The sequence below is a fragment of the Pseudoalteromonas sp. APC 3694 genome (genome assembly GCF_030407565.1).
In the GTDB taxonomy this organism is placed as follows: domain Bacteria; phylum Pseudomonadota; class Gammaproteobacteria; order Enterobacterales; family Alteromonadaceae; genus Pseudoalteromonas; species Pseudoalteromonas tetraodonis.
Genome location: NZ_JASDDE010000002.1, coordinates 96700 through 121383, shown reverse-complemented (window position 1 = coordinate 121383; position 24684 = coordinate 96700). Strand labels below are relative to the sequence as shown.

The 24684-nt window shown below is 39.9% G+C and carries 23 protein-coding genes; 5 read left to right on the top strand and 18 right to left on the bottom strand.

What is annotated here, in order from left to right:
• Positions 1-18 precede the first annotated feature (18 nt).
• Entirely contained in the window at positions 19-1566 is a 1548-nt protein-coding gene (locus QMA00_RS01575) for a PAS domain-containing methyl-accepting chemotaxis protein (protein WP_076921519.1), read from the top strand.
• A 62-nt stretch (positions 1567-1628) separates the two neighbouring features.
• Here the strand turns inward: QMA00_RS01575 and clpB are convergent, their stop codons facing one another.
• The 3 genes from clpB to rluD form a co-directional block, all read right to left on the bottom strand.
• Positions 1629-4205 carry an ATP-dependent chaperone ClpB gene (gene clpB / locus QMA00_RS01570; protein WP_076921517.1) on the bottom strand — a complete coding sequence of 859 codons (2577 nt, stop codon included), beginning with the start codon at positions 4203-4205 and terminating at the stop codon, positions 1629-1631.
• Between the two features lie 96 nt (positions 4206-4301).
• The gene (gene pgeF / locus QMA00_RS01565; protein ID WP_076921515.1) at positions 4302-5033 is read right to left on the bottom strand and encodes a peptidoglycan editing factor PgeF; all 732 of its coding nucleotides are present in this window, start codon (positions 5031-5033) and stop codon (positions 4302-4304) included.
• A 2-nt stretch (positions 5034-5035) separates the two neighbouring features.
• On the bottom strand, positions 5036-6013 hold the full coding sequence (gene rluD, locus QMA00_RS01560) for a 23S rRNA pseudouridine(1911/1915/1917) synthase RluD (protein ID WP_013464485.1): 978 nt from the start codon (positions 6011-6013) through the stop codon (positions 5036-5038).
• Positions 6014-6154: 141 nt separating this feature from the next.
• On the opposite strand from rluD, the gene QMA00_RS01555 reads away from it, so the two are divergent.
• Complete coding sequence (locus tag QMA00_RS01555; protein ID WP_076921514.1) at positions 6155-6919, top strand: outer membrane protein assembly factor BamD; 765 nt, start codon at positions 6155-6157, stop codon at positions 6917-6919.
• A gap of 55 nt (positions 6920-6974) precedes the next feature.
• Here the strand turns inward: QMA00_RS01555 and QMA00_RS01550 are convergent, their stop codons facing one another.
• A complete protein-coding gene (locus QMA00_RS01550) occupies positions 6975-7313 on the bottom strand; it encodes a P-II family nitrogen regulator (RefSeq protein ID WP_013464483.1) in 339 nt (112 codons plus the stop codon).
• A 160-nt stretch (positions 7314-7473) separates the two neighbouring features.
• Here QMA00_RS01550 and QMA00_RS01545 point away from each other — a divergent pair, with 160 nt between their 5' ends.
• Together QMA00_RS01545 and QMA00_RS01540 are read left to right on the top strand one after the other, a co-directional pair.
• Positions 7474-8043, top strand: a complete 570-nt coding sequence (locus QMA00_RS01545; RefSeq protein WP_069440275.1) for a GspH/FimT family pseudopilin — start codon at positions 7474-7476, stop codon at positions 8041-8043.
• Between the two features lie 79 nt (positions 8044-8122).
• Positions 8123-8653: a GspH/FimT family pseudopilin gene (locus QMA00_RS01540; protein ID WP_076921512.1), complete on the top strand. Its 531-nt coding sequence runs from the start codon at positions 8123-8125 to the stop codon at positions 8651-8653.
• 6 nt (positions 8654-8659) lie between these two features.
• On the opposite strand, the gene QMA00_RS01535 is transcribed toward QMA00_RS01540, so the two are convergent.
• The 13 genes from QMA00_RS01535 to murJ all read right to left on the bottom strand — a co-directional run bounded on the left by QMA00_RS01535 (position 8660) and on the right by murJ (position 23614).
• Positions 8660-9085 (bottom strand): type IV pilin protein, encoded by a 426-nt coding sequence (locus QMA00_RS01535; protein WP_069440343.1) that lies wholly within the window; start codon positions 9083-9085, stop codon positions 8660-8662.
• 16 nt (positions 9086-9101) lie between these two features.
• Positions 9102-12320: a PilC/PilY family type IV pilus protein gene (locus QMA00_RS01530; protein ID WP_076921510.1), complete on the bottom strand. Its 3219-nt coding sequence runs from the start codon at positions 12318-12320 to the stop codon at positions 9102-9104.
• A 1-nt stretch (position 12321) separates the two neighbouring features.
• Positions 12322-12852, bottom strand: coding sequence for a pilus assembly protein PilX (locus QMA00_RS01525; RefSeq protein ID WP_076921508.1), 531 nt, complete (start codon positions 12850-12852; stop codon positions 12322-12324).
• Positions 12840-13850, bottom strand: coding sequence for a PilW family protein (locus tag QMA00_RS01520; RefSeq protein WP_076921506.1), 1011 nt, complete (start codon positions 13848-13850; stop codon positions 12840-12842). The genes QMA00_RS01525 and QMA00_RS01520 overlap by 13 nt, the downstream gene beginning before the upstream one ends.
• 1 nt (position 13851) lies before the next feature.
• The gene (gene pilV / locus QMA00_RS01515; RefSeq protein WP_069440280.1) at positions 13852-14415 is read right to left on the bottom strand and encodes a type IV pilus modification protein PilV; all 564 of its coding nucleotides are present in this window, start codon (positions 14413-14415) and stop codon (positions 13852-13854) included.
• A 114-nt stretch (positions 14416-14529) separates the two neighbouring features.
• Positions 14530-15234, bottom strand: coding sequence for a LytTR family DNA-binding domain-containing protein (locus tag QMA00_RS01510; protein ID WP_214551841.1), 705 nt, complete (start codon positions 15232-15234; stop codon positions 14530-14532).
• Positions 15231-16265 (bottom strand): histidine kinase, encoded by a 1035-nt coding sequence (locus QMA00_RS01505; protein ID WP_076921503.1) that lies wholly within the window; start codon positions 16263-16265, stop codon positions 15231-15233. Before QMA00_RS01505 ends, QMA00_RS01510 begins: the two co-directional genes overlap by 4 nt.
• A 30-nt stretch (positions 16266-16295) precedes the next feature.
• Entirely contained in the window at positions 16296-17225 is a 930-nt protein-coding gene (ispH, locus tag QMA00_RS01500; protein WP_013464473.1) for a 4-hydroxy-3-methylbut-2-enyl diphosphate reductase, read from the bottom strand.
• Positions 17225-17665, bottom strand: coding sequence for an FKBP-type peptidyl-prolyl cis-trans isomerase (gene fkpB / locus QMA00_RS01495; RefSeq protein WP_013464472.1), 441 nt, complete (start codon positions 17663-17665; stop codon positions 17225-17227). Before fkpB ends, ispH begins: the two co-directional genes overlap by 1 nt.
• On the bottom strand, positions 17662-18162 hold the full coding sequence (lspA, locus tag QMA00_RS01490; protein ID WP_013464471.1) for a signal peptidase II: 501 nt from the start codon (positions 18160-18162) through the stop codon (positions 17662-17664). The genes fkpB and lspA overlap by 4 nt, the downstream gene beginning before the upstream one ends.
• 12 nt (positions 18163-18174) lie before the next feature.
• Complete coding sequence (gene ileS, locus QMA00_RS01485) at positions 18175-21003, bottom strand: isoleucine--tRNA ligase (RefSeq protein WP_076921501.1); 2829 nt, start codon at positions 21001-21003, stop codon at positions 18175-18177.
• Between the two features lie 29 nt (positions 21004-21032).
• A complete protein-coding gene (ribF, locus tag QMA00_RS01480) occupies positions 21033-21959 on the bottom strand; it encodes a bifunctional riboflavin kinase/FAD synthetase (protein WP_138562923.1) in 927 nt (308 codons plus the stop codon).
• A 74-nt stretch (positions 21960-22033) separates the two neighbouring features.
• Complete coding sequence (gene murJ / locus QMA00_RS01475; protein ID WP_290155585.1) at positions 22034-23614, bottom strand: murein biosynthesis integral membrane protein MurJ; 1581 nt, start codon at positions 23612-23614, stop codon at positions 22034-22036.
• Positions 23615-23867: 253 nt separating this feature from the next.
• On the opposite strand from murJ, the gene rpsT reads away from it, so the two are divergent.
• Positions 23868-24128 carry a 30S ribosomal protein S20 gene (gene rpsT, locus QMA00_RS01470; protein WP_008114420.1) on the top strand — a complete coding sequence of 87 codons (261 nt, stop codon included), beginning with the start codon at positions 23868-23870 and terminating at the stop codon, positions 24126-24128.
• Between the two features lie 66 nt (positions 24129-24194).
• Here rpsT and QMA00_RS01465 read toward each other — a convergent pair whose 3' ends face one another.
• The gene (locus QMA00_RS01465) at positions 24195-24578 is read right to left on the bottom strand and encodes a response regulator (protein ID WP_076921496.1); all 384 of its coding nucleotides are present in this window, start codon (positions 24576-24578) and stop codon (positions 24195-24197) included.
• Between the last annotated feature and the right edge of the window lie 106 nt (positions 24579-24684).

Genomic DNA, 24684 nt, shown 5'->3' with positions numbered 1-24684 from the left:
GAATGATAAAGAGTCACTATGCGTCGTAATCAAAGCTTAATAGATGAAGAAGTTAACTTCGAAGAACACCAAGAGTTGGTTTCAACCACTGACTTACGCGGTGTTATTACTTATGCCAATCATGAGTTTTGTAGTATCGCAGGCTACGAGATGGATGAACTGATAAATAAAAATCACAATATCGTTCGCCACCCTGATATGCCAAAAGCTGCATTTAAAGAAATGTGGGACACTTTAAAACAAGGCCATTCGTGGCGTGGCGCGGTAAAAAACTTATGTAAGGACGGCCGCTATTATTGGGTTGATGCATTTGTAACGCCTATTTTTGAGCATGGCCAACTTATTGGTTATCAGTCTGTACGAATAAAATTAGAGCAACGCGCAAAACGCAGAGCGCAAAAGCTCTATGCCAAAATTAACGCTAATAAATCATTATTCAGCTGGCGCGAACGCACATCATTAAGACAAGGTTTGAGCATTGCGGGTATTTTAATTTGGTTAGCCAGTGTCGCAATGTGGGGCTCTCTTTCGCTTGCCGCGATTAACTTATTAGTATGTATTGTTATTTTAGTTTTAAATTATGATGAGCTGGTAATCACACCTGCAACCCTCAAACAACAAAAAAACCAAGCAGACTCTGTATCTCGTTATGTGTATAGTGGCTCGCACCCACACAGCATTAGTGATTATAGAGAGCAGATGCTCAGTGCTAAATTAAGAACGGTACTAGGGCGGGTAAAAGATTCAACCATGAGTTTTAATACGATTGCCCAAGGGTTAGATCAACAATCGACGTTGACCGAGCAAGGTATTTCTTCTCAAGGCACTCAGCTAGAACAAATTGCTTCAGCCATGTCACAAATGAGTACCACGATTGGTGAAATCTCTAATAATACCAATAACACGGCTGATAAAGTGGGCATTACTTATCAAAGCTGCTCTGATATCAAGAATCATATTGCAGATAACAGTAAAATGGTGTCTGACTTAGCTGTACAAGTTGAGCAAGCGGCCGCCACAGCAACGGGGCTTGCCTCTGAAGCGGATAAAATTGGCCAAGTCATGAGTGAAATAGAAGGGATTGCTGAACAAACTAACTTATTGGCACTCAATGCGGCTATTGAAGCGGCACGCGCCGGTGAGCATGGGCGAGGTTTTGCAGTCGTTGCCGATGAAGTAAGAGCGCTGTCGTCACGAACTCAAAACGCCACGGCACAAATTCATAGCTCAATTAAAGAAATTCAAGATACCTTGTTTAGCTGGTCTAAAATCATGCAGAGCACAAAACAACAAGCCGATGACTGTGTTAATACAACAGGACAAACACAACAAGAGCTTGATAGTATTTTTATTCAAATTAGTGAAATTTCACAGCTCGCCACGGATATTTCAGCCGCAGCAGAACAGCAACAGGTTGTAAGTAAAGACATTGGTAGCAATGTTGAAAAGATTAAAGGCTTAGGGGATGACAATTTACAATTGAGTTTTAGCGTAGCACGTGGTGCGGCTGAACTAGTGGAAGGCTCAAGAAAAGTGAATGATTTATTACTGACTTTTAAAGTTTAACAAACGCCCTAAAATAGAAACAAAAAAGCCGCTGTGAACAGCGGCTTTTTGCTGTGCTCAGATTATCGACTCGTAAACACTAAGCCGTCTTCGTTAGCATCAATGACAATGATACAACCTGGTTGAAATTCATTATTAAGCAGTTGTTGTGCTAATGGATTTTCAATGGTTTGCTGTATTGCCCGTTTAAGTGGACGAGCGCCATAGACAGGATCAAAGCCACTGGCAGCAATTCGCTCAAGAGCAGCATCTGTCAACTCAAGTAAATACCCCATCTCTGTCAATCGTTGACGTAATTTGCTTAACTGAATATCTGCAATTTCTTTAATATGACTATGTGAAAGTGGGTGAAATACCACAGTTTCATCAATACGGTTAATGAACTCGGGTCTAAATTCATTATGTAAAACACCCATAACTTTTGCTTTAAGCTCGTCATAATCATTACTTCCCGCTTGCTCTTGAATGATATCTGAGCCCAAGTTGGAGGTCATAATGATAACCGTGTTTTTAAAATCAACCGTACGCCCTTGGCCATCCGTTAAACGACCGTCATCAAGGACTTGTAATAAAATATTAAACACATCTGGATGCGCTTTTTCTATTTCATCAAGCAAAATAACCGAATAAGGTTTACGACGAACAGCTTCGGTTAAATAACCTCCTTCTTCGTAACCGACGTACCCTGGAGGCGCACCGACTAGACGTGCGACTGAGTGTTTTTCCATAAACTCAGACATATCTATACGCACCATGGCACTTTCGGTATCAAACATATAGCCTGCTAGTGCCTTGGTAAGTTCTGTTTTACCAACCCCTGTAGGCCCTAAAAATAAGAACGAGCCAATTGGACGATTGGGATCAGCAAGCCCTGCACGCGAACGACGAATGGCATTAGCCACCGCAACGACGGCCTCATCTTGACCAATGACTTTGTTATGTAACTGCTCTTCCATTTGTAATAGTTTTTCACGTTCACCTTGGAGCATACGCGCCACTGGGATCCCGGTCCAACGTGATAAAATTTCTGCAATTTCATCTTCGCCCACCTGATTTTTAAGCAAGCTCATTTCTTGCATTTCTGCTTGTGATGCTAAATCGAGTTTGCGCTCAAGCTCAGGTATACGTCCATATTGCAGTTCAGACATACGCTGCAAGTCACTTGCTCTGCGAGCCACTTCTAAATCAAGTCGTGCCTGCTCTAGCTCAGCTTTAATAACCTGCGTGCCTTGTAAAGACGCTTTTTCTGCATTCCATACTTCATCTAGTTCACGGTATTGCCCTTCAAGCTCAGTGATCAGCTCGAGCATTTCTGTACGGCGCTTTTGACTTGCTTCATCTTTCTCTTTGGCCAATGCGTTATCTTCAATTTTTAATTGGATAATGCGACGCTCTAATTTATCTAAAGCTTCTGGCTTTGAATCAATTTGCAAGCGAATAGAAGAGCCCGCTTCGTCAATTAAATCGATTGCTTTATCGGGTAATTGGCGATCACTAATATAACGATGCGATAACTGCGCTGCGGCAACGATTGCAGGGTCGGTGATCTCCACTGAATGGTGTAACTCGTAACGCTCTTTCAAGCCACGCAGAATAGCAATGGTGTCTTCTACTGAAGGTTCTTCTATTAATACCTTTTGGAACCGGCGCTCAAGCGCAGCATCTTTTTCAATGTATTTACGGTATTCATCTAAAGTGGTTGCGCCTACGCAATGAAGTTCACCGCGTGCTAAAGCAGGTTTTAACATGTTACCCGCATCCATAGCGCCATCACTTTTACCAGCACCAACAATGGTATGAATTTCATCAATAAATAAAATAACTTGGCCTTCTTCTTTAGCCAACTCATTAAGTACTGATTTTAAACGCTCTTCAAATTCACCTCGGTATTTTGCACCAGCAACTAATGCGCCTAAATCAAGTGATAATACGCGCTTGTTTTTTAAGCCCTCAGGCACTTCACCATTAATAATACGCTGTGCAAGCCCTTCAGCTATGGCTGTTTTACCCACCCCTGGCTCACCAATTAACACAGGGTTATTTTTGGAACGGCGTTGTAATACTTGTATAGTGCGGCGAATTTCATCATCACGACCGATTACAGGGTCAAGCTTACCTTGCTCTGCACGCTCAGTTAAATCGATGGTGTACTTTTCAAGTGCTTGACGTGTTTCTTCCGCATTAGGATCGTCAACTTTTTGACCACCACGAATCGCTTCAATTGCCGTTTCAACCTTACTCGCAGTAATGTTAAGTGCTTTAAAAACACTGCCAAGCGGGCCTTTATCTTCACACGCAACTAATACAAACAACTCACTTGAAATGTATTTATCTTTACGTTTTTGGGCGTACTTATCACATAAGTTTATCAGTGAAACCATGTTATTTGACAACTGTACATCGCCACCAACACCTTCCACTTTAAATAACTTTTCTATCTCTTGTGATAACTTAGTGTTGAGTTCATCAACGCTGATGCTCATTTGTGCAAATAGTGCACGCACACTTGAGCCGCTTTGTTTTAACAAAGCGTACATTAGATGCACAGGTTCAATAAATTGATGATCGCGACCTAGGGCTAATGATTGCGCATCTGAAAGCGCAGACTGAAATTTACTTGTAAATCTATCTAAACGCATGGGGGTTTACCTATAAAAAAAAGAATTACTTAATAGATGGGTATATTAGCGGGTTTGATCAAGGTATTAAGGGAAAAATAATCACCTAATGATTATTTACTTGCGCCAGATCAAACTTGCCATACGACCGGTTTGGCCATCGCGCCGATAAGAAAAAAACAAGTTCGCTTGAGAAACCGTGCAATGCTCACCCCCGCTAATGTTTATAACGCCCTGTTGATTAAGTAAAATAGTTGCTATTAGATAAATATCAGCTAAATACTTTTCATTATTTTGAGCTTTGAACGCGCTGTGCATTAGGGGGTTATTTGCTGTAAATAACTCGACTACCTCTTGACCGACATGAAATTGATTAGCCCCTATTGCAGGACCTAACCAAGCATGTATATTCGCCGAGGCATTTTTAAAACATGCCAGCGCATTGTTTATCACCCCTTGCTCTAACCCTCGCCAACCGGCATGAATTGCGGCTACTTCTTGCCCGTCACTCGATGAGAGTAAAATAGGTAAACAATCAGCGGTCATTATGGCTAAAGGTTGATTGCGTAATTGCGTATATAACGCATCGCCTGTGAGTATTTGATTGGGGTCAAATCGCTCGTCCACTGTAACTACATCAGCGCTATGAACCTGATTTAACCAAATTGCCGGTTTAGGCAAATGAGCATTTACACGTGCTCTGTTATTTAATACATCTTGGCTGTTATCACCTACATGCAACCCTAAATTCAAACTACCGAATGGAGGCTGAGATACGCCCCCTTCACGTGTAGTACTCAATGTATCTACACCATGAAGAGATTGCCATGTAGCTGATAAGCCAAACATTGTTAACTCGCTATATCAGGGTTTGCTTTTGTGTCTTCGCGCAATGCTTGAGTCATTTGGACCATATCATCAGGGATAGGCGCTTGCCAGGTCATCATTTCACCGGTGATTGGATGCGCAATACTTAATTTAACGGCATGAAGCGCTTGGCGTTTAAAGCTACGCAGTAACTCAAATAACTCAGGCGTTGCCCCTTTTGGTGGACGAGGACGACCGCCATAAGATTGATCGCCAATTAATGGATGGTTTAAGTACGCCATATGCACACGAATTTGGTGTGTACGCCCTGTTTCAAGACGTAAACGCAAACGTGTATGGGCGCGGAATTTTTCGGCAACACGGTAATGCGTAATAGCTGGTTTACCCATTTCATGAACTGCCATATGCGTACGTTGTGTAGCATGACGACCAATTGGTTTTTCAACCATACCACCGGCTGTCATAGTGCCATTACATAACGCTTCATATTCACGTGTGAAGTTTTCGCGCTTTTGCAGTGCTTTAACTAAATGTGTTTGTGCCTGAATCGTTTTAGCGACAACCATTAAACCTGTTGTATCTTTGTCTAAACGATGCACAATACCCGCTCGTGGCACATTAATAATTTCTGGGTAGTAGTGTAATAAAGCATTTAACACCGTACCGTCAGGGTTACCTGCGCCAGGATGAACCACTAATCCCATTGGTTTGTTGATCACTAAAATATCATCGTCTTCATAAACGATGTTTAATTTGATATCTTGTGCTTCGTATTCACGAGGTGCTTCTATTGTTGTTTCAACAGCTACAACTTCACCACCGAGTAGTTTTTCACGCGGGGTGTTGAAAATTTCACCATCAACGGTGATTTTATCATCTAAAATCCACGTTTTTATCCGTGATCGTGAATAATCAGGGAACAATTGTGCTAATACTTGGTCTAGACGTTTACCACCTAAGTCTGTTGGGACCTCGGCTTGGAGAGATATTTGCTCTGACATTAGTAACTTTACCCAATTTACCAGTGCAAGCTTTGCTTGACTGGGTTAGAATCGCTTTTAATAAAAGCATAACATAATACGCATAGTTTACTCGGTTTTACCCACTTGGCCTAGCCGAAGACATCGAAGGTAACAAATAAAATGATAAATAAAATAGGGAAACGTGCATTCGCCATTGTTTTTTCAGTTTCAATGCTTAGTTTAGGGGCCTGCTCGTCTGCACCTGACCAAGAAGATATTCAACGCGTACCCAACAGATCGGCACAAGCACTATACGAAGATGCAAAACAAACGCTTGATTCTGGTTTATACGCTCGTGCAATTGAGTTATTAACGGCAATTGACTCTCGCTATCCGTTTGGTCCGTTTTCAAAACAAGTCCAAATGGATTTAGTGTATGCACATTACCAATCAGGTAATACAGAGCAAGCACTTGCTACAATCGACCGTTTTATTCGCTTAAACCCAAACCACAAAGATTTAGATTACATGTACTACATGCGTGGCTTGGTTAATATTAAGGCGGATAAAAATGCTTTCCAAGAATACTTTGGTGTAGACAGAGCCGACAGAGATGCTAAACGCACCCGTGTTGCTTATACCGACTTATCAACTTTGGTTAAACGTTTTCCAGAAAGTGATTATGCGCCAGAAGCAAAACGTCGTTTAGTTTGGTTATTAAACCGCATGGCACGTTATGAGCTAAAAGTGGCAACTTACTATTACGAACGTGAAGCCTATTTAGCAGCCGCAAATCGTGGTAAATATGTGGTAGAGCACTACTCACAAAGTAGTTATCTTGATGCGGCACTCGCCATGATGAAAAAAAGTTACGAGAAGCTTGGCTTGACTGAACTAAGTCAGCATGCAGAGCAAACGCGTAAATTTAATAGCAGAAATAAATAACACGAAAAAGGCGCTAGTTATAAAATTAGCGCCTTTTTTTACGAGGTTTACTCGACTATATAGCCTCTTCATCCTCTTCTGCAGTACGAATTCGAACCACACGTTCTACGTCAGTGACAAATATTTTACCATCACCAATTTTGCCTGTTTGTGCTGTTTTAACAATAACATCAATAGCACGTTCTACGTCTTCATCACCGAGCACAATATCTAGTTTTACTTTAGGTAAAAAGTCAACCATGTACTCAGCACCACGGTATAGCTCTGTGTGGCCTTTTTGACGCCCAAACCCTTTTACTTCACTTACTGTCATACCCGTAATGCCTACATCAGATAATGCTTCACGCACATCATCGAGCTTAAACGGTTTAATGATTGCTTCTATTTTTTTCATAGTAATTACTTTTGAAAGCTTCAGTTGCCTCGATTTTAGACAATCATGAGGTTCATAGCAAACAAAGCGATTGAATTACGGTGATAAAACAATCTGTCATGCTATGATTATGCTAATAAAAATAGCTATACTAAAACAATAAGTAACCTACGGGATCAATATGAAAAAAATACAATACGGATTCACTTTACTAGAGCTGATGGTGACTGTGGCTATTGTAGGCATTATTGCCACAATTGCACTTTGGAATAGCAGCGATATGCTAGAAGAAAATAGAGCTGAGAACTTTTTGTTGGAGTTAAAAAGAAATATTAGCTATGCACGCTCTCAAGCAGCAAGTACAGATGAAATAGTCATTGTGTGTCCTGTTCCCAGTGCAAAAAATCTTGGCACTTCCAATCTCACATGTAAAAGTGGGTGGGGTTCAACTAATACTGTGATCTTATTTATAGATGCTAATAATAATGGTAGCTATGATACTGAGAATGATAGCCTACTACGCGTAATGTCGGATGTGTCTTCTAATGACAAAATAAAATTCACGGGTGATAGCTATCTTCGTTTTGATACTAGCGGACGAATTACAACAAATCTTATCGACCCAGAAGTTGATGAGTTGACCGGTTTTATTTATTGTCCTAATAGTGATAACAAAAGCAATAAAGCACTTAGCGTATCTGTCTCTGGTACAGCTTTTTATCTTGGTGATACTGACGAAACGTGCGACTAAAAAACATACAAACTTATCTTGTCATATTTGTATCATTTACTAGACTGAGTTAATCATTTATTAACTCAGGTCTTCAAGGATGAGATTATCAATATCAAAAAACAAGGGAGTGACACTTCTCGAATTAATGGTATCAATTGCTGTTGTCAGTGTAATCAGTCAATTATCGATGTGGTTTTATCCAGACTTCTTGGCTAAAAACCGATTAGATAACCATGTGAATCTGCTACACCGAAATATAAATTACGGCCGCCTTTACGCAATTGAAAATGCTACTTACGTCACGCTTTGCGCACTAAAAAACAACCAATGCACAAAAGACGAATGGGATGGTCAAATGTCACTGTTTATCGACAAAGATAAATCAACGACTCTAGATGATGATGAACTACTCTTAAGCACTTTCGAGGATGTTCATGATGCTGATACTTTAGAGTATCCGCGCAACGCCATTACATTTCGTCCAGATGGTTCTTTAAATGGTTTTCAAAATGGGACTTTTATATATTGCCCCAATAGCAATAAAGCCAATCTCGAAGGATTGGCTTTATCTGTAAGTCAAACGGGTAGAATTCGCATCAAATCAACTGATAAATGCCAAGAAGAATAACCTTAATTACCTTCCCCAGCAGTAGTCAATATCTTCCCCGTCGTTTGTTTTAGCGCCTTTAGCACCTTTAAGACCTGTATCAGTTATGAAAAGCTCAGTGCAATCACCATCTCCTTTTACTGGCCCTGCCACAGGTTTTGCAATGATTGTAAAAGCATTCTTATTCGTCACTTTAATCGTTAATTCAAAATGTTTATTCTCGGTTTTGTCTTGCAACCCTAAATCAGTAAATGTCTCTGTATATTCCCTATTATCCACAAAATACTGCTCCTCCTTGTTTGCAGCATCTAACAATGCTGCAACTGCCTCTGCACGTGAGGCACGTTTTACATATTCTGTATAATTAGGCAGTGCTATTGAGGCTAAAATCCCTACAATAGCTACAGCTATCATTAGCTCAATCAAGGTAAAACCACGTTGTTTTTTTATCATTTCGGCCGCCTTAATCTTATTCGTTCTGTATATTTTCATCATTTTCTTCGCGTTTATATATATACGTTTGCTGTGTTTTAAAACCAAACCCTAATGTTTCATCTTTTACAAGTTGTATTTTATCGTCTACAACTTTTAATCCTGGCCCTGTAATTTCAAGTGGTTCCAGCGGGTTTTTAGCATTATCACCTTTTATGCCCGGTCCAATTAAATAGAATTGGCTTTTAGGTACTTTTGAAGAATCATCATCGCACTTTCCATTACCATCGCTATCGGCGCAAGTAGAACCAAAATAAAGCTGTGGTGTATCAGGTACTTCAGTACTAGTTGCAAACTTTAAATCATCATAAACTTTAGTACCGTAATGTAAATGAAAAGCATAAAGTGAGCCGCCGCCGCCACTGAGCGAGCATTGGTTTTTAGTCGATGACTCTGAAGCAGGTGTGAAAGATGTAAAATATGCAACGCCACCAATTACTGTTGCAGCCGCTAATGATTTTTCCCCTGCAGCTAATCTATATCGCCACCCTTTAAACTCTGCCCCAAGCTTTGCTTCTAATTCAATAAAGCCAGTTACGTTATTTAACGCCTTACCAAATGGATCATCATTCATTACCATTAAATTATCTGGTTTTATTACGTCTGGTTTTTTATCTGAAAATAATTGTGTAACTGTATTTTCATCTCTTATCATAAACAACTGATCTGCTGTTTCAGCATCATTAGGGTTTGTTCTTTTCCCACTGCCGATAACAATTGCATCAAATGGGGTGTCTAGTCTAGTGGTAACACCTCCCTTTATTGTCACTTTACTAAATAGCGTTCGTGCAACCATTGGTTTGTAAAAAAAACGCCTATCAACACTCCCGCCTAGCTCAGCCAATTTATGGTGATTAAAAGCTCCTTTCTTATCGCCCGGCATATCTATACGCCAGATATCACCTCCTGTATCTGCAGCATATATTCTGTCGATATAACCATCATAATCAGAATCTAGTAGAGTTATATCTGCAGCAATACTATGTTTTCCTTTAAAATTATTATTATCTAGTAATGACCAAAGCTTAGTACCTGTATTTGCGTCAACAATATAAATATTATTACCTACAGAGTCAGCCTCTGAGCTAGTATCTTTATTTGTGTCATAACCACCACCAAAAACCAGTACTGGTTTATCACCAAAAGCTTTTATAAATGCCACTTGCGGCTTTGACCAAGTTTGACCCAGTTTTGTGAAGTCTCCTTCACCGCCTTGAATTGTCCATTTTAACTTAGGGTTATCTGGGTCAGTAATATTAAAGCCGTAATAGTTTCTTCCACCACGTCGCATGCCAGCAAAAGCCCATACATTATCTCCTTTTGTCGCATCTACAATACCATCGTTAACGTTATCACTATTGAGACTTTCATTTTTGGAATACACGCTAATAGGCCCATCCATGCCATATTGCTTACCAGATTCTGCTTTTCTTAATGATTTAATTATTTTAAAAAGTACAGACGGTATAAACGCCCAACTTTCTTTAACTTCATTATTTACATCGTCATCTTTAAACATATGTAAAAAGCCAGCATTAGTACCAATCAGTATACGTATATCATTATTACCATAATCTATTGCTACAGGCCTAGAGTGTAAGGGATCACCAAAGATATCATTACGCTGTTCGCTTTCAGGATTCTTATTATCAACATCAACCCCACGCGCCCAATTAATCGTATTTTCAAGCTCAGACTTATCAATTAAGAAAGCACTAGCTGCCTGGCTTTCACCCATAGCATCAATAATACTGTCGGCCTTAAAAAAGCCGATATCCGTTAGCACTTTACGATCTTTATCCTTTATAGTTGCCAGCATTGCATTAACGCCACCATTTTTTACCGAATTACCATCTGCAGAATTATTAACAGACCAAAAGGTTTTTGCATCCTTACTAATTAATCCATCTTCATTGAGTGCTAACTTTAACGATGAATCAATAATTTTTCCGTCTGATACTTTTAATTTTTTTAAATTACCTCGCCAACGTGTACTTTTATCTGGATAAAACATAGCAAAATAGATTGCATCTCGACTTCGAGTTTGATCTACGTTATTACTGGCCACTGATGGAGAAATGAAAGTACTATTTTCTTCTCTAATTTGTGAAATTGTATTTTTAAGTGCAGAAGAAAGGGCTGCTGCTGATTTAGCTTCAAAATAATCCCCACCACCAACTTCAGCTGCTTCTTCTAAAAGTTTGAGCGCATTTTCACCCATTCCATCACCAAAACCTATAGTAAAAAGCCTACCCGTATCAATCACCTCAGAGGTCTGAGGATATAAATCAACAGATATAGTCTCTGTACCATATAAAATTTTGGCTAACGCTACTAAATAACTTTTATAGCTCCCAAATGAACTCGAATTAGCTCCAAATATACCTTTATATTCTTTATTTATACTTCCATCAGCTTCATCATCATTTTGAGGTTCACCGTCTGTTATAAGAATAATATTAATAGAGTTATCACAGCGCAGTGGAGTTCCTTGATCTTGTTTAAAAGGTGATATGTACTTGCTATTTTCATCAATGCTTTTATCTCTGCCGTTAACCCTTCTCGCAAACTTAAGATTTTGTCCTGTGATGTATAAATATGCCTCCCACAAAGTTTCTGTTAATGGAGTTGAACCATACGCAGGTAGCTCATTGATTTTATTAATCAGTATATTTTCATTTGCACCTATTCTAGCAAGCACATAGCCGCCACCGGGTTCATTACCTGCGTTATAATTAAAACGCATTAAACCAAAGTCAATATCACTGTTGTCATTTATTAAACCTTTTACAGCTCTTTTTGCAACCTCAAGCCTTGTCCCACCTTCAACTTCATCAACACAACTTGGTTGATAATTGGGGTTGTAACTACCTCCAATGTTTATGTAACATTGTTGATTATATTCACTATAGCTGCTTTTACTTTCATAGCACTGCCCTAGTTCCACATATACATCACGCCATAAAAGCCCAAAGAAGTAACTTTCTCTTTCCTTTATATAACATCGCTCTCTTGTGCCTGCTGATGTAACTTCCTCGTCCATACTTCCTGACGTATCAAAAATAAAAAGAACTCTTGGTTTTTCATCGAATTTTACATCTTTATTTACGTAAATCTCAATATCCTCAGCGTATGCATGCATATTAATTACTGATGTAAATAATAAAACTAGTGCTATATAAAGTTTAAATTTCATCTTAAATCCCCTTACCCGTACTGGCCATCTCTTGAGCTATACCAGTAACTATGGTTAGTTGATGCTTGCTTTTAGAGCCATATTCTATCGTAGTAGATACTTGAACCATATTGCATGAAACACCCGCTGTAAAACTATAACTACGAGGACAATTAAGCTCTAAGGAACCATGATTCATGTTCGTCATTATGCTTTTCATTTCGTGCCCAGGCTCTGTAATGTCCTTCTCTGGTATAATTATTTTATTACCATCACCATCAAGCTTACCCGAATCTGTAGCGATCTCATCTGGAGTAAGAAAAAAGTCACTATCAGCACCCTTTTTAGCTTCTGACGCAATCACTCTTAGCACTTCACCAATTAGTTGATTTTCTGCAACTTCTCGCTCTTGGGCTGCGTTGGTAATTTTAATATCAATCGTACTGCTACTCATAAGAGTGACAGCAATACCAGTTACGGCTATTACCATTATTAATGCTGTGATAAGCACGACACCTTGCTGCTTAGTTGGTAAAGACTTTAGATTTTCCATAAATTACCTCCAACATTACTTAAACGAATAGTTGTAGTAAAAACTGTTCTTCTATAGTTATCATTAAAATTTAATTCTCGCTTTCCAGCTCCCTCACCTAAAGTATATTTTTGGTTTTTGAGTTTTATTCCTGGGTCTGGTTGAAGTGCACGGATTAATAAAAAAACTTGCACCGTTAATATACCTCTGCGGTTTTCCCATTCAGCAGCAGTAATTGTGCTGGGGCTTTTGTAAGTATCAACTCGACTATCACTGTTCGTGTCTAATCCAAACAAAAAACGCATATTTTCGACTCCTTCCATTATCGTTTCAGAGGTCATTTTTCCATTAACTAATCGTTTTCGTCTTAATGCGGGAACTTTTATTTTTTGATTATTTACTAAATACTCTTCTTCTTTAATGTAATAAACATGATGACTGTATGGCCAAATAGTTGCATTGATATTTGTTGGGGTATGTTTACCGGTTACAAAACTTGCTTGTTCTTGTTCTGCGATAAAATAATTTATTTTATCGCTTGTTATATTAGTGCCTGCAACAGCATCATATTGAGGATCACCTTGTAAAAACTTGAGCTGAAGAATATCGGTCTCTTTATCATTAGCAGGAATAATGCCATCGTTAATGCAATTTAGGTTATCTTTACTGGTAGTCGTTTTTGCGTAAATAGTACGAAAATTACTACTACTGGTTAAATCTGGGAAGCTGCCGTTATTAGCTCCCTCTGAGCAATCACCTGCGACCCCTGTCGCGGTAACAGTTGTGTTTGCTGTAGTAAATGAATCATCATAATAAGTTCCCCAAAAGCCTACTTGCTCTATATCGCGTTGCATAATATTAATGGCTAAGCGGCCAGACTCTTGGAGTTCACCGATGCTCATCGTGTCTTTTGTGCTTATTTTCATGCTAATAAAAGTAAACATGACACCACCTAAAATCAAACCACCAATAAATAGTGAAATCATAACTTCTAAAAGAGTAAACCCTTTTTGCTTCATGTTAGCTCCTCACATATATATAACTTGTTAGAACCACTAAACGGCGTTTATTGCTAGGATCATCACCACAGGTAACTTTTCCTGTAACTGCATTCGCATTAAACTCTTGGCGGCCTTGCCATGATATAATTACTTCAATGTTGAATCCTTTGCCTCCAGTATCTGCCACTGAAGTTGGATTTATACATATTGTCGCATCATCTAAAGTCCCTGTATTTTCACTGGCTCGTATGGCACGCTTCCATTGCGTTATATCTAATTTGGCAATATCAGAAGAGCTACATATTGCACCAAAGCAACTCGAGTAAGTATTACTATTCGCTGAGCTTTTTATAACGCCTTTGTAATCTTTTATTATATCAATGGTATCATTTGCTCGAATGCGCTGAATAATGTCGTTACCTAAAGCCACAGCGGCGGCGCGCTGCATAGAGTCAAAACTGGCTTGTTTTGCTTTTGCTTGCAGTGCAACGGCGCCTAACAAACCAAAGCTTAATATAATAAACGCAATCAGGACTTCAATAAGGGTAAAACCTTTTTGCAATTTAAACGTGCTCAAAGACATAGTAAAACCAAATAATAATTATCTGATACTAAGTGTATGCAATAAAAAAATAGATTCAACTAAGACCACGACCAACGGTTAATTATCTTGATAAGCGGTTAATAGGTTGGTGTGCTAAAGTACGCTTTTTACGCTTTTGAGCGCTCGACGACTAACAGCTAAAAAAGGTGTACACCCTTTGAGTTCAATAACATGTTGATGGTTTTTAAGTGTATGGAGTGCCAAAATTTTATTTTTATTCACTAAGGTATTTCGATGAATTCGCAATAAGTGACGAGGATATTGCATTTCAAGTTGCTTTAAACTGTCTTCAATTAGAGCCTCCCCACCATCGAACACGACTTTTGTGTACTTTTCCTGTGCATAAAAATAGAAAATACTTTCTATTTTTATGCTTCTTACGGTGCCTGCCAATTGATAGGTTACTTTTTCTGTTTGTTGCTGTTGCAGGTGTACTCTGTTTAAACGTACTAGCTGTTGTAATGCATGTTGCAAACTTTTTTCTGATATAGGTTTTACCAAATATCCGGCTGCATTTAACTGCATCGCATCAAGTGCATGCTCAGGATGAGCGGTTATAAAAATAATCGCTGGAGGTACCGCAAGATCATTGAGTTGATTCGCCACTTCGATGCCATTTAAACCTGGCATATCAATATCTAAAAACACTAAGTCAGGCTGCTGCTTTTTCATTTGTGTTAAAGCATCATTGCCATTACTGGCCTCTCCTTGCACATGAATGGATGTATGATTCTCAGCAAGTAAACGCTTCAAGCGTGCTCTTGCTAAAGGTTCATCATCTACAATCAGGGCATTCATAACATGTTCTCTGTTTGTTTTGGGATAACCACTTTAACTCTAAATTGATTATCTTTGTTGGTTATTGTCAGTTGCGCCCGACCTTTATAATAAATACTTAAACGAGAACGAATATTATCAAGAGCCATACCGTTATGCTCTCTAGTATTTTCAGTTTCAGTGGGTACAGGATTAGTTACAATTAAGGTTAAATAATGTGTTGTCACATGCAGTTCAATACTTATAGTAGCACCACTTTGGCTTGGCTCAATGCCATGACATACTGCGTTCTCTACCAAAGGTTGTAATGTTAGATATGGAATATATAGCGCAGGGAGATGTTCTGGTAATAACCACTCAACCTTTAAGCGCTCTGCAAATCGCCATGATTCAAGCGCAATATACTGTTTAGTTAATGTTATTTCATCACTGAGCAATACACTTTGACCTGAACGCATCGCAGCTTGAGACAGCGCTGCCAGTGCTAAAATTGCATGCTCTGCAGCCTCAACGTCATGATGCATTAATTCTGCCGCCGTATTCAAACTATTATATAAAAAGTGGGGTCGGATCCGTGCCTGCAAAGCATCAAGTTCTGCACGAGAAAGTGCTTTGGTTTGCTGCTCTTTTTCAAAATGAATAAGCAAAAATTGTACAAACAGTAAGGTAAGCAAAAATACAATAATGCAATTACGCAGCACAAATAACGTCAGTTGTTTTTCGTTTTCAATATCAAAAGCAATATGAGAAAACACCAGACTAAATACAGCAGTACTGAGACTATATGAAGCAATAAAAAAACTGATCTGAATAAACTGAGTCTGTTTTGCGAGTAATCGACGACAAAGATATAAAAAAGAGGTACTGACCAGCACAGTTACATGGAGAAACAAACTGATCGCCCCCAAATGCAGCCATATGTCATCGCCAGCATTAGGAGCAAAAGCTAATATAATAGCCACAACCTGTGTTACTACGAGGGATGCAAGCACACCACGCTCATTAAAAAGGGCCGAAAAAAGTAACGCATCTGGTGACAGTTGCTTACCCATTCGACCCTCCTTTTATGATTTATCTCTAAATTAACGCAGCTCTACTGGTACAGCAAAAACAATGTTTTCTTCTTCACCAGGGTTTTCTGTTACTTGGTTACCACCGAGCTCTTTTAAGCGGGTAATCACCTGCTGCACTAGCACTTCAGGTGCTGACGCGCCTGCGGTAACCCCCACACTATTGATACCATCAAACCATGACGCTTCAACATTGCTGGCATCGTCAATTAAGTACGCACGCGTGCCCATTTTATCAGCTAGTTCTCGTAAACGATTGGAATTAGAGCTATTTTTAGCGCCTACAACCAATAGCACATCGACTTTGTCTGCTAAGTCACGTACTGCATCTTGACGGTTTTGAGTTGCATAACAAATATCATCTTTACGCGGACCATCAATAGCAGGAAACTTGCTGCGTAAGGCATCAATCACATCCGCAGTATCATCTACCGATAAGGTTGTTTGGCTGCAATAAAAAAGATTATCTGCGTTCTTAACATCAAGCTTTAACACGTCATCAACGGTTTCAACTAGGTAAATGCCACCTTGTTGATTGTCGTATTGACCCATAGTGCCCTCAACCTCGGGGTGTCCATGGTGACCAATTAAAATGCATTCAATGCCTTTTCTGCTGGCACGGGTAACTTCCATATGCACTTTAGTCACTAACGGGCAGGTTGCATCAAATACTTTAAGCTCACGGCGTTTTGCTTCACTGCGTACAGCCTGTGATACACCATGAGCACTAAATATAACAATACTGTCATCCGGTACCTGATCAAGCTCTTCAACAAACACGGCGCCGCGATTTTTTAAGCCATCAACCACATAACGATTGTGTACCACTTCATGGCGCACATAGATTGGTTTTTCAAAAATATCTAAAGCGCGCTCAACAATGCTAATTGCGCGGTCAACACCGGCGCAAAAGCCTCGTGGATTAGCTAATAATATTTCCATTAACCTTGCACCTCAATAATATCAACTTCAAACGTTAAACGCTGGCCCGCTAATGGGTGATTAAAATCGATAGTAACTGACTCGCCTTGCACTTCACGAACCAAACCCGGAAGCTCGGTGCCATCAGGTTGAGTAAACGCAATAATAGCACCTACTTTAGCCGGCGTTTCTACACCAAACTTACTACGGTCCACATAATAAATATTATCTGGGTTTGGTTGACCAAAGGCATCTTCCGGCTCAAGTTCAAATGTTTTGCTCTCACCAGCCGTTAGGCCAAGTAAACATTTTTCAAAATTAGCGGTTAAGCTGCCATCACCCATAGTGAGCTTAGCCGGCTTGTTATGCACTTTCGTTGAGTCAGCGGCAGAGCCATCTTCTAGTTTAATAGAAAAATGAAAAATAACGTCTGAGTTTTCACCAATTACAGCTTGGCTCATGCTTTGTGCTCCTTTGGATTTTCGCCGGTAAAGGCGTCAAATAGTAATAATGCAGCACCAATACAAATAGCGCAGTCTGCAATATTAAATACGGGAAAATGTGAGTCTTCGTAAAACACATGTAAAAAATCAATAACGTAACCATAAGCAATGCGGTCGTACAAGTTACCAATAGCACCGGCTAAAACTAACGAGTAAGCACCACATAATACTTTATTAGACGCTGGAAGACGTTTTAACCACCACACCAACAAACAACTAATCGCGATTGCTATTGCACTTAAAAACCAACGCTGCCAGCCACCCGCTTCGCTTAAAAAGCTATAGGCTGCACCGTAGTTATGTACATAAGTGATGCTAAAAACAGGCAGTAAATTAATTGACTCACCATAAGCCATGGTGTTTACAACCAGTGTTTTACTGGCAAAGTCTATTACAAGCAGTAATAGACTCAACCAAAGCCACACTAAACCACTTTTTTGGGTTAGTTTGCTCACTAAAAACAACTCCTAAGCGAATTGACGCTTTTCACCTTCACCGTCAACGTTACTTACACAACGACCACAAATTTCGGGATGAGCAGGCTCAACACCTACATCTTCACTGTAATGCCAACAACGCTCACACTTTTTAGCATCTGTTGCTGATACGCTAATGTATAAACCATCAATTTCAGTAGTTTGTGAATCTGCAGGTTGACTATCTACCTCGGTAACGTTAAGCGCAGAGGTTAACAACACAAAACGTAGCTCATCGCCTAACGCCGCAAGTTTTGCTGCAAGCTCTTTGCTGGCAAACAGGTTTACGGTTGCTTGTAATGTTGCGCCAATCACTTCTTCTTTACGTGCAGCTTCTAACAGACGGTTCACTTCGTCACGCACATTTAAAATAGCTTGCCAGTCTTCATTACTAAACTTGGTCGTAGTTGGTGCTTGTAATCCCTCATACCATGTTGAAGTAAATACATAGTCACTGCGCTCACCCGGCAGTGCCTCCCAAATTTCTTGAGCAGTAAAGCTCATGATTGGCGCCATCCAACGCGTCATTGCTTCAGCAATATGATAAAGCGCTGTTTGACAAGAACGACGTGCATGGCTGTCGCTTTTTGCCGTGTACTGACGGTCTTTTATAACGTCTAAGTAGAACGAACCAAGCTCACCGGTACAGAAGTTCATTAGCTTTTGCGTTACTAATAGCATTTGGTATCTATCGTAAGCCGCTAAAATTTCTTCTTGTAATTGGGCTGCACGGCCAACAATCCACTTATCCAGCTCAACCATATCATCAACAGCAACTTGATCCGTTTTTGGATCAAAACCACTTAGGTTAGCAAGTAAGTAACGGCTGGTGTTACGAATACGACGGTAACGATCTGCCGAACGTTTGAATATTTCATCGGATACGGTCATTTCTGCCGTGTAATCAGTTGATGCTACCCATAAACGTAAAATATCAGCGCCCAGTTTATTCATCACATTTTGTGGCGAAATAACATTGCCTAATGACTTAGACATTTTGCGGCCGTTTTCATCAACCGTAAAGCCATGCGTAAGCACTTGCTTGTATGGTGCATGACCATTAATTGCCACTGAAGTCATCATTGATGACATAAACCAACCACGGTGTTGATCAGAACCTTCAAGGTATAAATCTGCAGGACCAACTAAATCTTCACGCGCATCAACAACACAGGCATGAGTCACACCTGAGTCAAACCACACATCTAGCGTGTCTTGTACTTTCATGTACTGTTTAGCGTCTTCTTCACCTAGCAAAGTAGCAGGCTCTAGGTCATACCATGCTTGAATACCTGATTTTTCCACAAGTACTGCAGCTTGTTCAATCAGCTCTTGAGTATTTGGGTGTAATGCACCCGTGTCTTTATCAACAAACAATGCAATAGGTACACCCCACGTACGTTGACGCGAAATACACCAATCAGGGCGGCCTTCAACCATGTTGGCAATACGGCTTTCGCCCCATTCAGGTAACCATTGAGTATTTTTAATTTCAGCCAGTGAATCTTTGCGTAAGTTAGCCTGATCCATGCTAACAAACCATTGTGGTGTGGCACGGAAGATAATAGGCGTTTTATGGCGCCAACAATGTGGGTAGCTATGAGTTAATGCATGATGATGCATTAAGGCATTATTTTCTTTTAATACCTCAATTACACTCGCATTGGCTTTAAACACATGTTGACCGGCAAATAATTCAGTGTCAGGTAAGTACACTCCGTTTGCGCCAACTGGGTTAGCTACTTCAAGATTATACTCAAGGCCTGCCACGAAATCTTCTTGACCATGACCAGGTGCAGTATGTACAACACCCGTACCAGAATCTGTGGTTACGTGTTCAGCTACAATAACCGGTACGTTAAAGTCATAAAAAGGATGTGCTACGGTTAAGTTTTCAAGTGCTGCGCCTTTAACATAGCCAAGGATATGGAAATGGTTAAAACCAAAACGATCCATCGCATCTTTAACCAGCTCAGAACCTATAATAAGACGTTGCTGAACGCCTTCATCGTCTACTTGTACTAGCGCGTATTCTAAATCAGCATGCACAGCTACCGCACGGTTTGCTGGCAAAGTCCATGGTGTCGTAGTCCAAATAACGGTTCCTACGCTACCTGTTCCTGTATGGCCAGCCGCTAAATCAAACGCATTAACCACCGCATCTTGATCTGTAAAAGTAAAACGTACATCAATAGCTGGAGATTGTTTATCTTGGTATTCAACTTCTGCCTCAGCTAATGCTGAACCACAATCTGTACACCAATGCACAGGCTTAGCACCTTTATGTAGATGGCCATTTTTTATAATGCGACCTAATACACGAATTGCATTGGCTTCAAAGTCAAAGTTCATGGTTAGGTAAGGCTTATCCCAATCACCAAAAACGCCTAAACGTTTAAAGTCTACTTTTTGGCCTTCTACTTGCTTTTTAGCATAAGCACGACATTTCTCACGAAACTCTGCAGCAGTTACCTTAACACCGGGTTTACCGACTTTTTTCTCAACCATTAACTCGATTGGTAAACCATGACAGTCCCAACCAGGTACGTATGGCGCATCGAAGTCTGATAAGGTTTTAGACTTAACAATAATATCTTTTAATATTTTATTTACTGAATGGCCTAAATGGATATCGCCGTTTGCATACGGAGGGCCGTCATGCAAAATGAAAGTTTTTTTACCTTTCTTTGCGCTGCGAATTTGACCATACAGGTCGTCTTCATACCATGCTTTAAGCATTTTTGGTTCACGTTGTGCCAAATTGCCACGCATTGGAAACATTGTTTCCGGTAAATTCAAAGTATGTTTGTAGTCGCTCATTAATCCTACTTTCCGTTTCTATCGGCTACCTAATTTAAACCAAAACACTGCTTAGCGGCGGCAACATCGGTTGCTATTTGTGCCGTCAGTTGTGTTAATGTCTCGAATTTTTTCTCATTGCGGAGTTTTTCAATTAACTCCACATGCATAAATTGTCCATAAATATCTTGTGCAAAATCAAAAAGGTGAACTTCTAATAAGGCACGAGTTCCATTAAACGTGGGTTTGTTTCCAATGTTAGCCACCCCAAAAACTTTCTTTCCTGCGATCATTACTTGAACCGCAAATACGCCATTAACCGGACAAACTTGACGCTTTAGCGCAATATTTGCCGTTCTAAAACCCAGTTCGCGGCCTTTTTTCCAGCCATGAATAACACGTCCAGATATTGCATAATTATGCCCAAGCATAACTTTTGCACTAACTAAGTCACCTTCAGCAAGCGCTTCTCGTATCAAGGTACTGCTTACTCTAGCATTTAATTGTCTAAAGCTGGCAGTGCTTTTAACACTCATTCCCACTTGGGTGCCCATAGTTGCCAATAGACTAAAGTTACCTTGGCGCTGTTTACCAAACCTAAAATCATCACCAACCGTTAATGCTTTAACGCCCAGCTTTTTAATTAAAATATCGCTAACAAACTGCTCAGCATGCATGTTTGCAAAAGCCTGATTAAAGCTAATACAAATAACGCGCTCAATCCCCAAGTTACTCAATAGACGAAGTTTATCACGCAGTCGAGTAAGCCTAGCCGGGGCATTGTTTTTTGCAAAAAACTCTTGTGGCTGAGGCTCAAATAACATTACAGTGCTGGGTAAATTATTTTCTTTGGCATCCGCTAACAGCCCTTTTAATACGGCAGCATGACCCAAATGAACACCATCAAAATTACCAATGGTTAGCACACAACCAAAGTGTTGTGGGCGTATATTGTGTATACCTCTAATTAACTCCATGCCACCTAATGCCTTTTTCAGCGAGCGATAAAATGCGACCTTGGGTCGCAGAGTGTCCGATTATAATCTTTTTTTTAATTTGATTCAGTAATTGCTACACTTTTTATCGTATTTAGTCTAACGCCCATCAAAAACAACATAAAAAAGTAACTAACAACCGCAATAATTAATAACACAACCAACAACATAACTTGTTCACTAAAGTGCCAGCTAGCCCAATCATAGTGTCTACTGGTAAACCACACTAGTGCGCCCATCGTCACACTCGCCAGCAAACACTTCAAAGTGAAGTAGCCACTCATGCTGGAGAACTGGTAAACATTCTCTTTTTTAAGCTGTCGGTACAGTAAGTAGGCATTACAACTAGCCGACATAGAGGTTGCCAGTGCTAAGCCTAAATAGCCAATAAAGGGGGCCAGCATAATATTAAACACCATGTTAAGCACCAAAGTAACAATGCCAATGCGCACCGGTGTTTTCGTATCTTGGCGAGAATAAAACCCAGGCGCCAACACTTTAATTAACATAAAGCTGACTAATCCCACCGAGTAGGCAACCACCCCTAAGCTCACCGCCTTAACGTGATCAATGCCTGCCTCTTTAAACGCGCCGTGATCAAACAGCACGGTAATAATCAACGGGCTAATAATCATCAACCCTATCATGGCCGGGAGCCCTAAAAAAATCACAAATCGCACTCCCCAATCTAGGGTATGTTGAAAGTCGCTACTTTTTTTACTGCTGTGTAATTTTGATAGCGCAGGTAAAATAACCGTCGCAATACCAATGCCAAATAAACCAAGTGGGAATTCAATCAGTCTATCTGAGTAATACAGCCAAGCGATAGAGCCTGTCATCAATAATGAAGCTATTACCGTGTCGAGTAATAAGTTAATTTGACTAATTGATACACCAAATAACGCTGGGAGCATTAATTTACGCACTTTTTTAACATTTTCGTCTTGCCACGCCCAACGCGGTCGCGCCAACATTTTTGCTTTATATAAAAACGGCAGTTGAAATAATAGCTGTACCACGCCCCCTAAAAATACGCCTATTGCTAATGCATATGCACCAACAGAAAATTGGTCATGCAATAAAATGGCACAACCAATAATAGAAACATTAAGTAATACAGGAGTAAATGCGGCAACTGCAAAACGGTTGTACACATTCATTACTGCGCCACTAAGCGCCACTAAGCTTACAAAAAATAAATAAGGAAAGGTCAGCTTTAATAGTGAACTGGCAAGCTCAAACTTTTCTGCGTCAGGGCCACCTTGCCACCAATCAATAAACCAACCAGTACCAAATAAAGCGGCGATAACGGGGGATGCCACAACACCAAAAAGCGTAACGAGTAGTAAAATTGTGCCGAGTGTACCTGCCGCCTGTGCAACAAATATTCTGACTTTATCATCGCCTTGTTGTTCTTTGATTTCACTTAATACAGGTACAAACGCCTGTGCAAAAGCCCCTTCAGCAAATAAACGGCGTAAAAAATTAGGAATACGGTTTGCAAATAAAAACACATCGGCAGCAGCCCCTGCCCCCAACAAGTTAGCAACAACAGCATCACGCACTAGCCCTAAAATACGCGAGATCATTGTCATTGCACTTACAATCATCCCGGAACGAAACAAACCTTTTGACACTATAAATCCATATTAAAAATCAGCAATTAAGTTAATTATGCCATAGTCTTTTTTATAAATCGCTTTAAAGCACTAGGCTCGAACCCCTTGCTTTGTTACAATAGCGCCATTAACTGCTAAAGCGGCAAATTGATGTTCGTTATAAGGAGCAGTTTTTCTTGGATTGTTAAAATTAAATTGACATTCATGATAAAAACAGGCATATTCCACGGCCTTTAATTTAAGCTTTATTTAAGATTGTTAGGAGCAAACCTTGGCTAACATCAAGTCTGCAAAAAAACGCGCTATCACAAGCGAAAAAAACCGTCAGCACAACGCAAGCCGTCGTTCAATGATGCGTACTTACTTCAAAAAAGTAATCGTAGCTATTGAAGCTGGCGATAAAGAAGCTGCACAGCAAGCTTTTTCTGTTGCTACACCTATCCTAGACCGTTACGCAACTAAGGGTCTAATCCACAAAAACAAAGCTGCTCGTCATAAGAGCCGTTTAGCTGCTAAAATTAAAGCGCTATAATTGTTTTTGCAAGATTAAAAAAACCGGCTTTTGCCGGTTTTTTTTTGCCCAAAATAAATACGCCTCTTAAACGTTATCAAGCTCTGGATAAAACTTTTTCAATATCGCCGCAATTTTCTTTGGTGAAAATGGTTTAACCACAAACCCTTTTGCCCCTCTTTCTATCGCATCCTTCACATTTTCAACGCCTGAATGAGCCGACACCATCACCACGTTTGTCTCTGGTGATAACTCATTAATTTGCGCAATAAGTTCTTTACCATCGCCATCAGGTAGTTCTATGTCTAAAAATATAATATTAAAATTGGCTGCGCGACACTCGCTAATACACTGCGCGGCCGTAGACGCTTCTTTTACATTCTCTATCCCTAAATGCATTAATGTTTGACTTAGAAAGCTACGCACAGTGCTAACATCGTCAACTATTAAAATAGATAGCTGCGTATTCATATACAATCCTTATAGGCTAAAACCATGTCTGCGAAGTTGGTGATTTGCTTAAAATACAAATATTTACTTTATTATAGAGGGCTAAGCTAAAAAGGCCAGATTTGCT

Excerpts from the sequence above, each read along its gene's own strand:
- QMA00_RS01575 (WP_076921519.1), top strand. The coding sequence starts at position 19 with ATGCGTCGTAATCAAAGCTTAATAGATGAAGAAGTTAACTTCGAAGAA.
- clpB (WP_076921517.1), bottom strand. The coding sequence starts at position 4,205 with ATGCGTTTAGATAGATTTACAAGTAAATTTCAGTCTGCGCTTTCAGAT.
- pgeF (WP_076921515.1), bottom strand. The coding sequence starts at position 5,033 with ATGTTTGGCTTATCAGCTACATGGCAATCTCTTCATGGTGTAGATACA.
- rluD (WP_013464485.1), bottom strand. The coding sequence starts at position 6,013 with ATGTCAGAGCAAATATCTCTCCAAGCCGAGGTCCCAACAGACTTAGGT.
- QMA00_RS01555 (WP_076921514.1), top strand. The coding sequence starts at position 6,155 with ATGATAAATAAAATAGGGAAACGTGCATTCGCCATTGTTTTTTCAGTT.
- QMA00_RS01550 (WP_013464483.1), bottom strand. The coding sequence starts at position 7,313 with ATGAAAAAAATAGAAGCAATCATTAAACCGTTTAAGCTCGATGATGTG.
- QMA00_RS01545 (WP_069440275.1), top strand. The coding sequence starts at position 7,474 with ATGAAAAAAATACAATACGGATTCACTTTACTAGAGCTGATGGTGACT.
- QMA00_RS01540 (WP_076921512.1), top strand. The coding sequence starts at position 8,123 with ATGAGATTATCAATATCAAAAAACAAGGGAGTGACACTTCTCGAATTA.
- QMA00_RS01535 (WP_069440343.1), bottom strand. The coding sequence starts at position 9,085 with ATGATAAAAAAACAACGTGGTTTTACCTTGATTGAGCTAATGATAGCT.
- QMA00_RS01530 (WP_076921510.1), bottom strand. The coding sequence starts at position 12,320 with ATGAAATTTAAACTTTATATAGCACTAGTTTTATTATTTACATCAGTA.
- QMA00_RS01525 (WP_076921508.1), bottom strand. The coding sequence starts at position 12,852 with ATGGAAAATCTAAAGTCTTTACCAACTAAGCAGCAAGGTGTCGTGCTT.
- QMA00_RS01520 (WP_076921506.1), bottom strand. The coding sequence starts at position 13,850 with ATGAAGCAAAAAGGGTTTACTCTTTTAGAAGTTATGATTTCACTATTT.
- pilV (WP_069440280.1), bottom strand. The coding sequence starts at position 14,415 with ATGTCTTTGAGCACGTTTAAATTGCAAAAAGGTTTTACCCTTATTGAA.
- QMA00_RS01510 (WP_214551841.1), bottom strand. The coding sequence starts at position 15,234 with ATGAATGCCCTGATTGTAGATGATGAACCTTTAGCAAGAGCACGCTTG.
- QMA00_RS01505 (WP_076921503.1), bottom strand. The coding sequence starts at position 16,265 with ATGGGTAAGCAACTGTCACCAGATGCGTTACTTTTTTCGGCCCTTTTT.
- ispH (WP_013464473.1), bottom strand. The coding sequence starts at position 17,225 with ATGGAAATATTATTAGCTAATCCACGAGGCTTTTGCGCCGGTGTTGAC.
- fkpB (WP_013464472.1), bottom strand. The coding sequence starts at position 17,665 with ATGAGCCAAGCTGTAATTGGTGAAAACTCAGACGTTATTTTTCATTTT.
- ileS (WP_076921501.1), bottom strand. The coding sequence starts at position 21,003 with ATGAGCGACTACAAACATACTTTGAATTTACCGGAAACAATGTTTCCA.
- ribF (WP_138562923.1), bottom strand. The coding sequence starts at position 21,959 with ATGGAGTTAATTAGAGGTATACACAATATACGCCCACAACACTTTGGT.
- QMA00_RS01465 (WP_076921496.1), bottom strand. The coding sequence starts at position 24,578 with ATGAATACGCAGCTATCTATTTTAATAGTTGACGATGTTAGCACTGTG.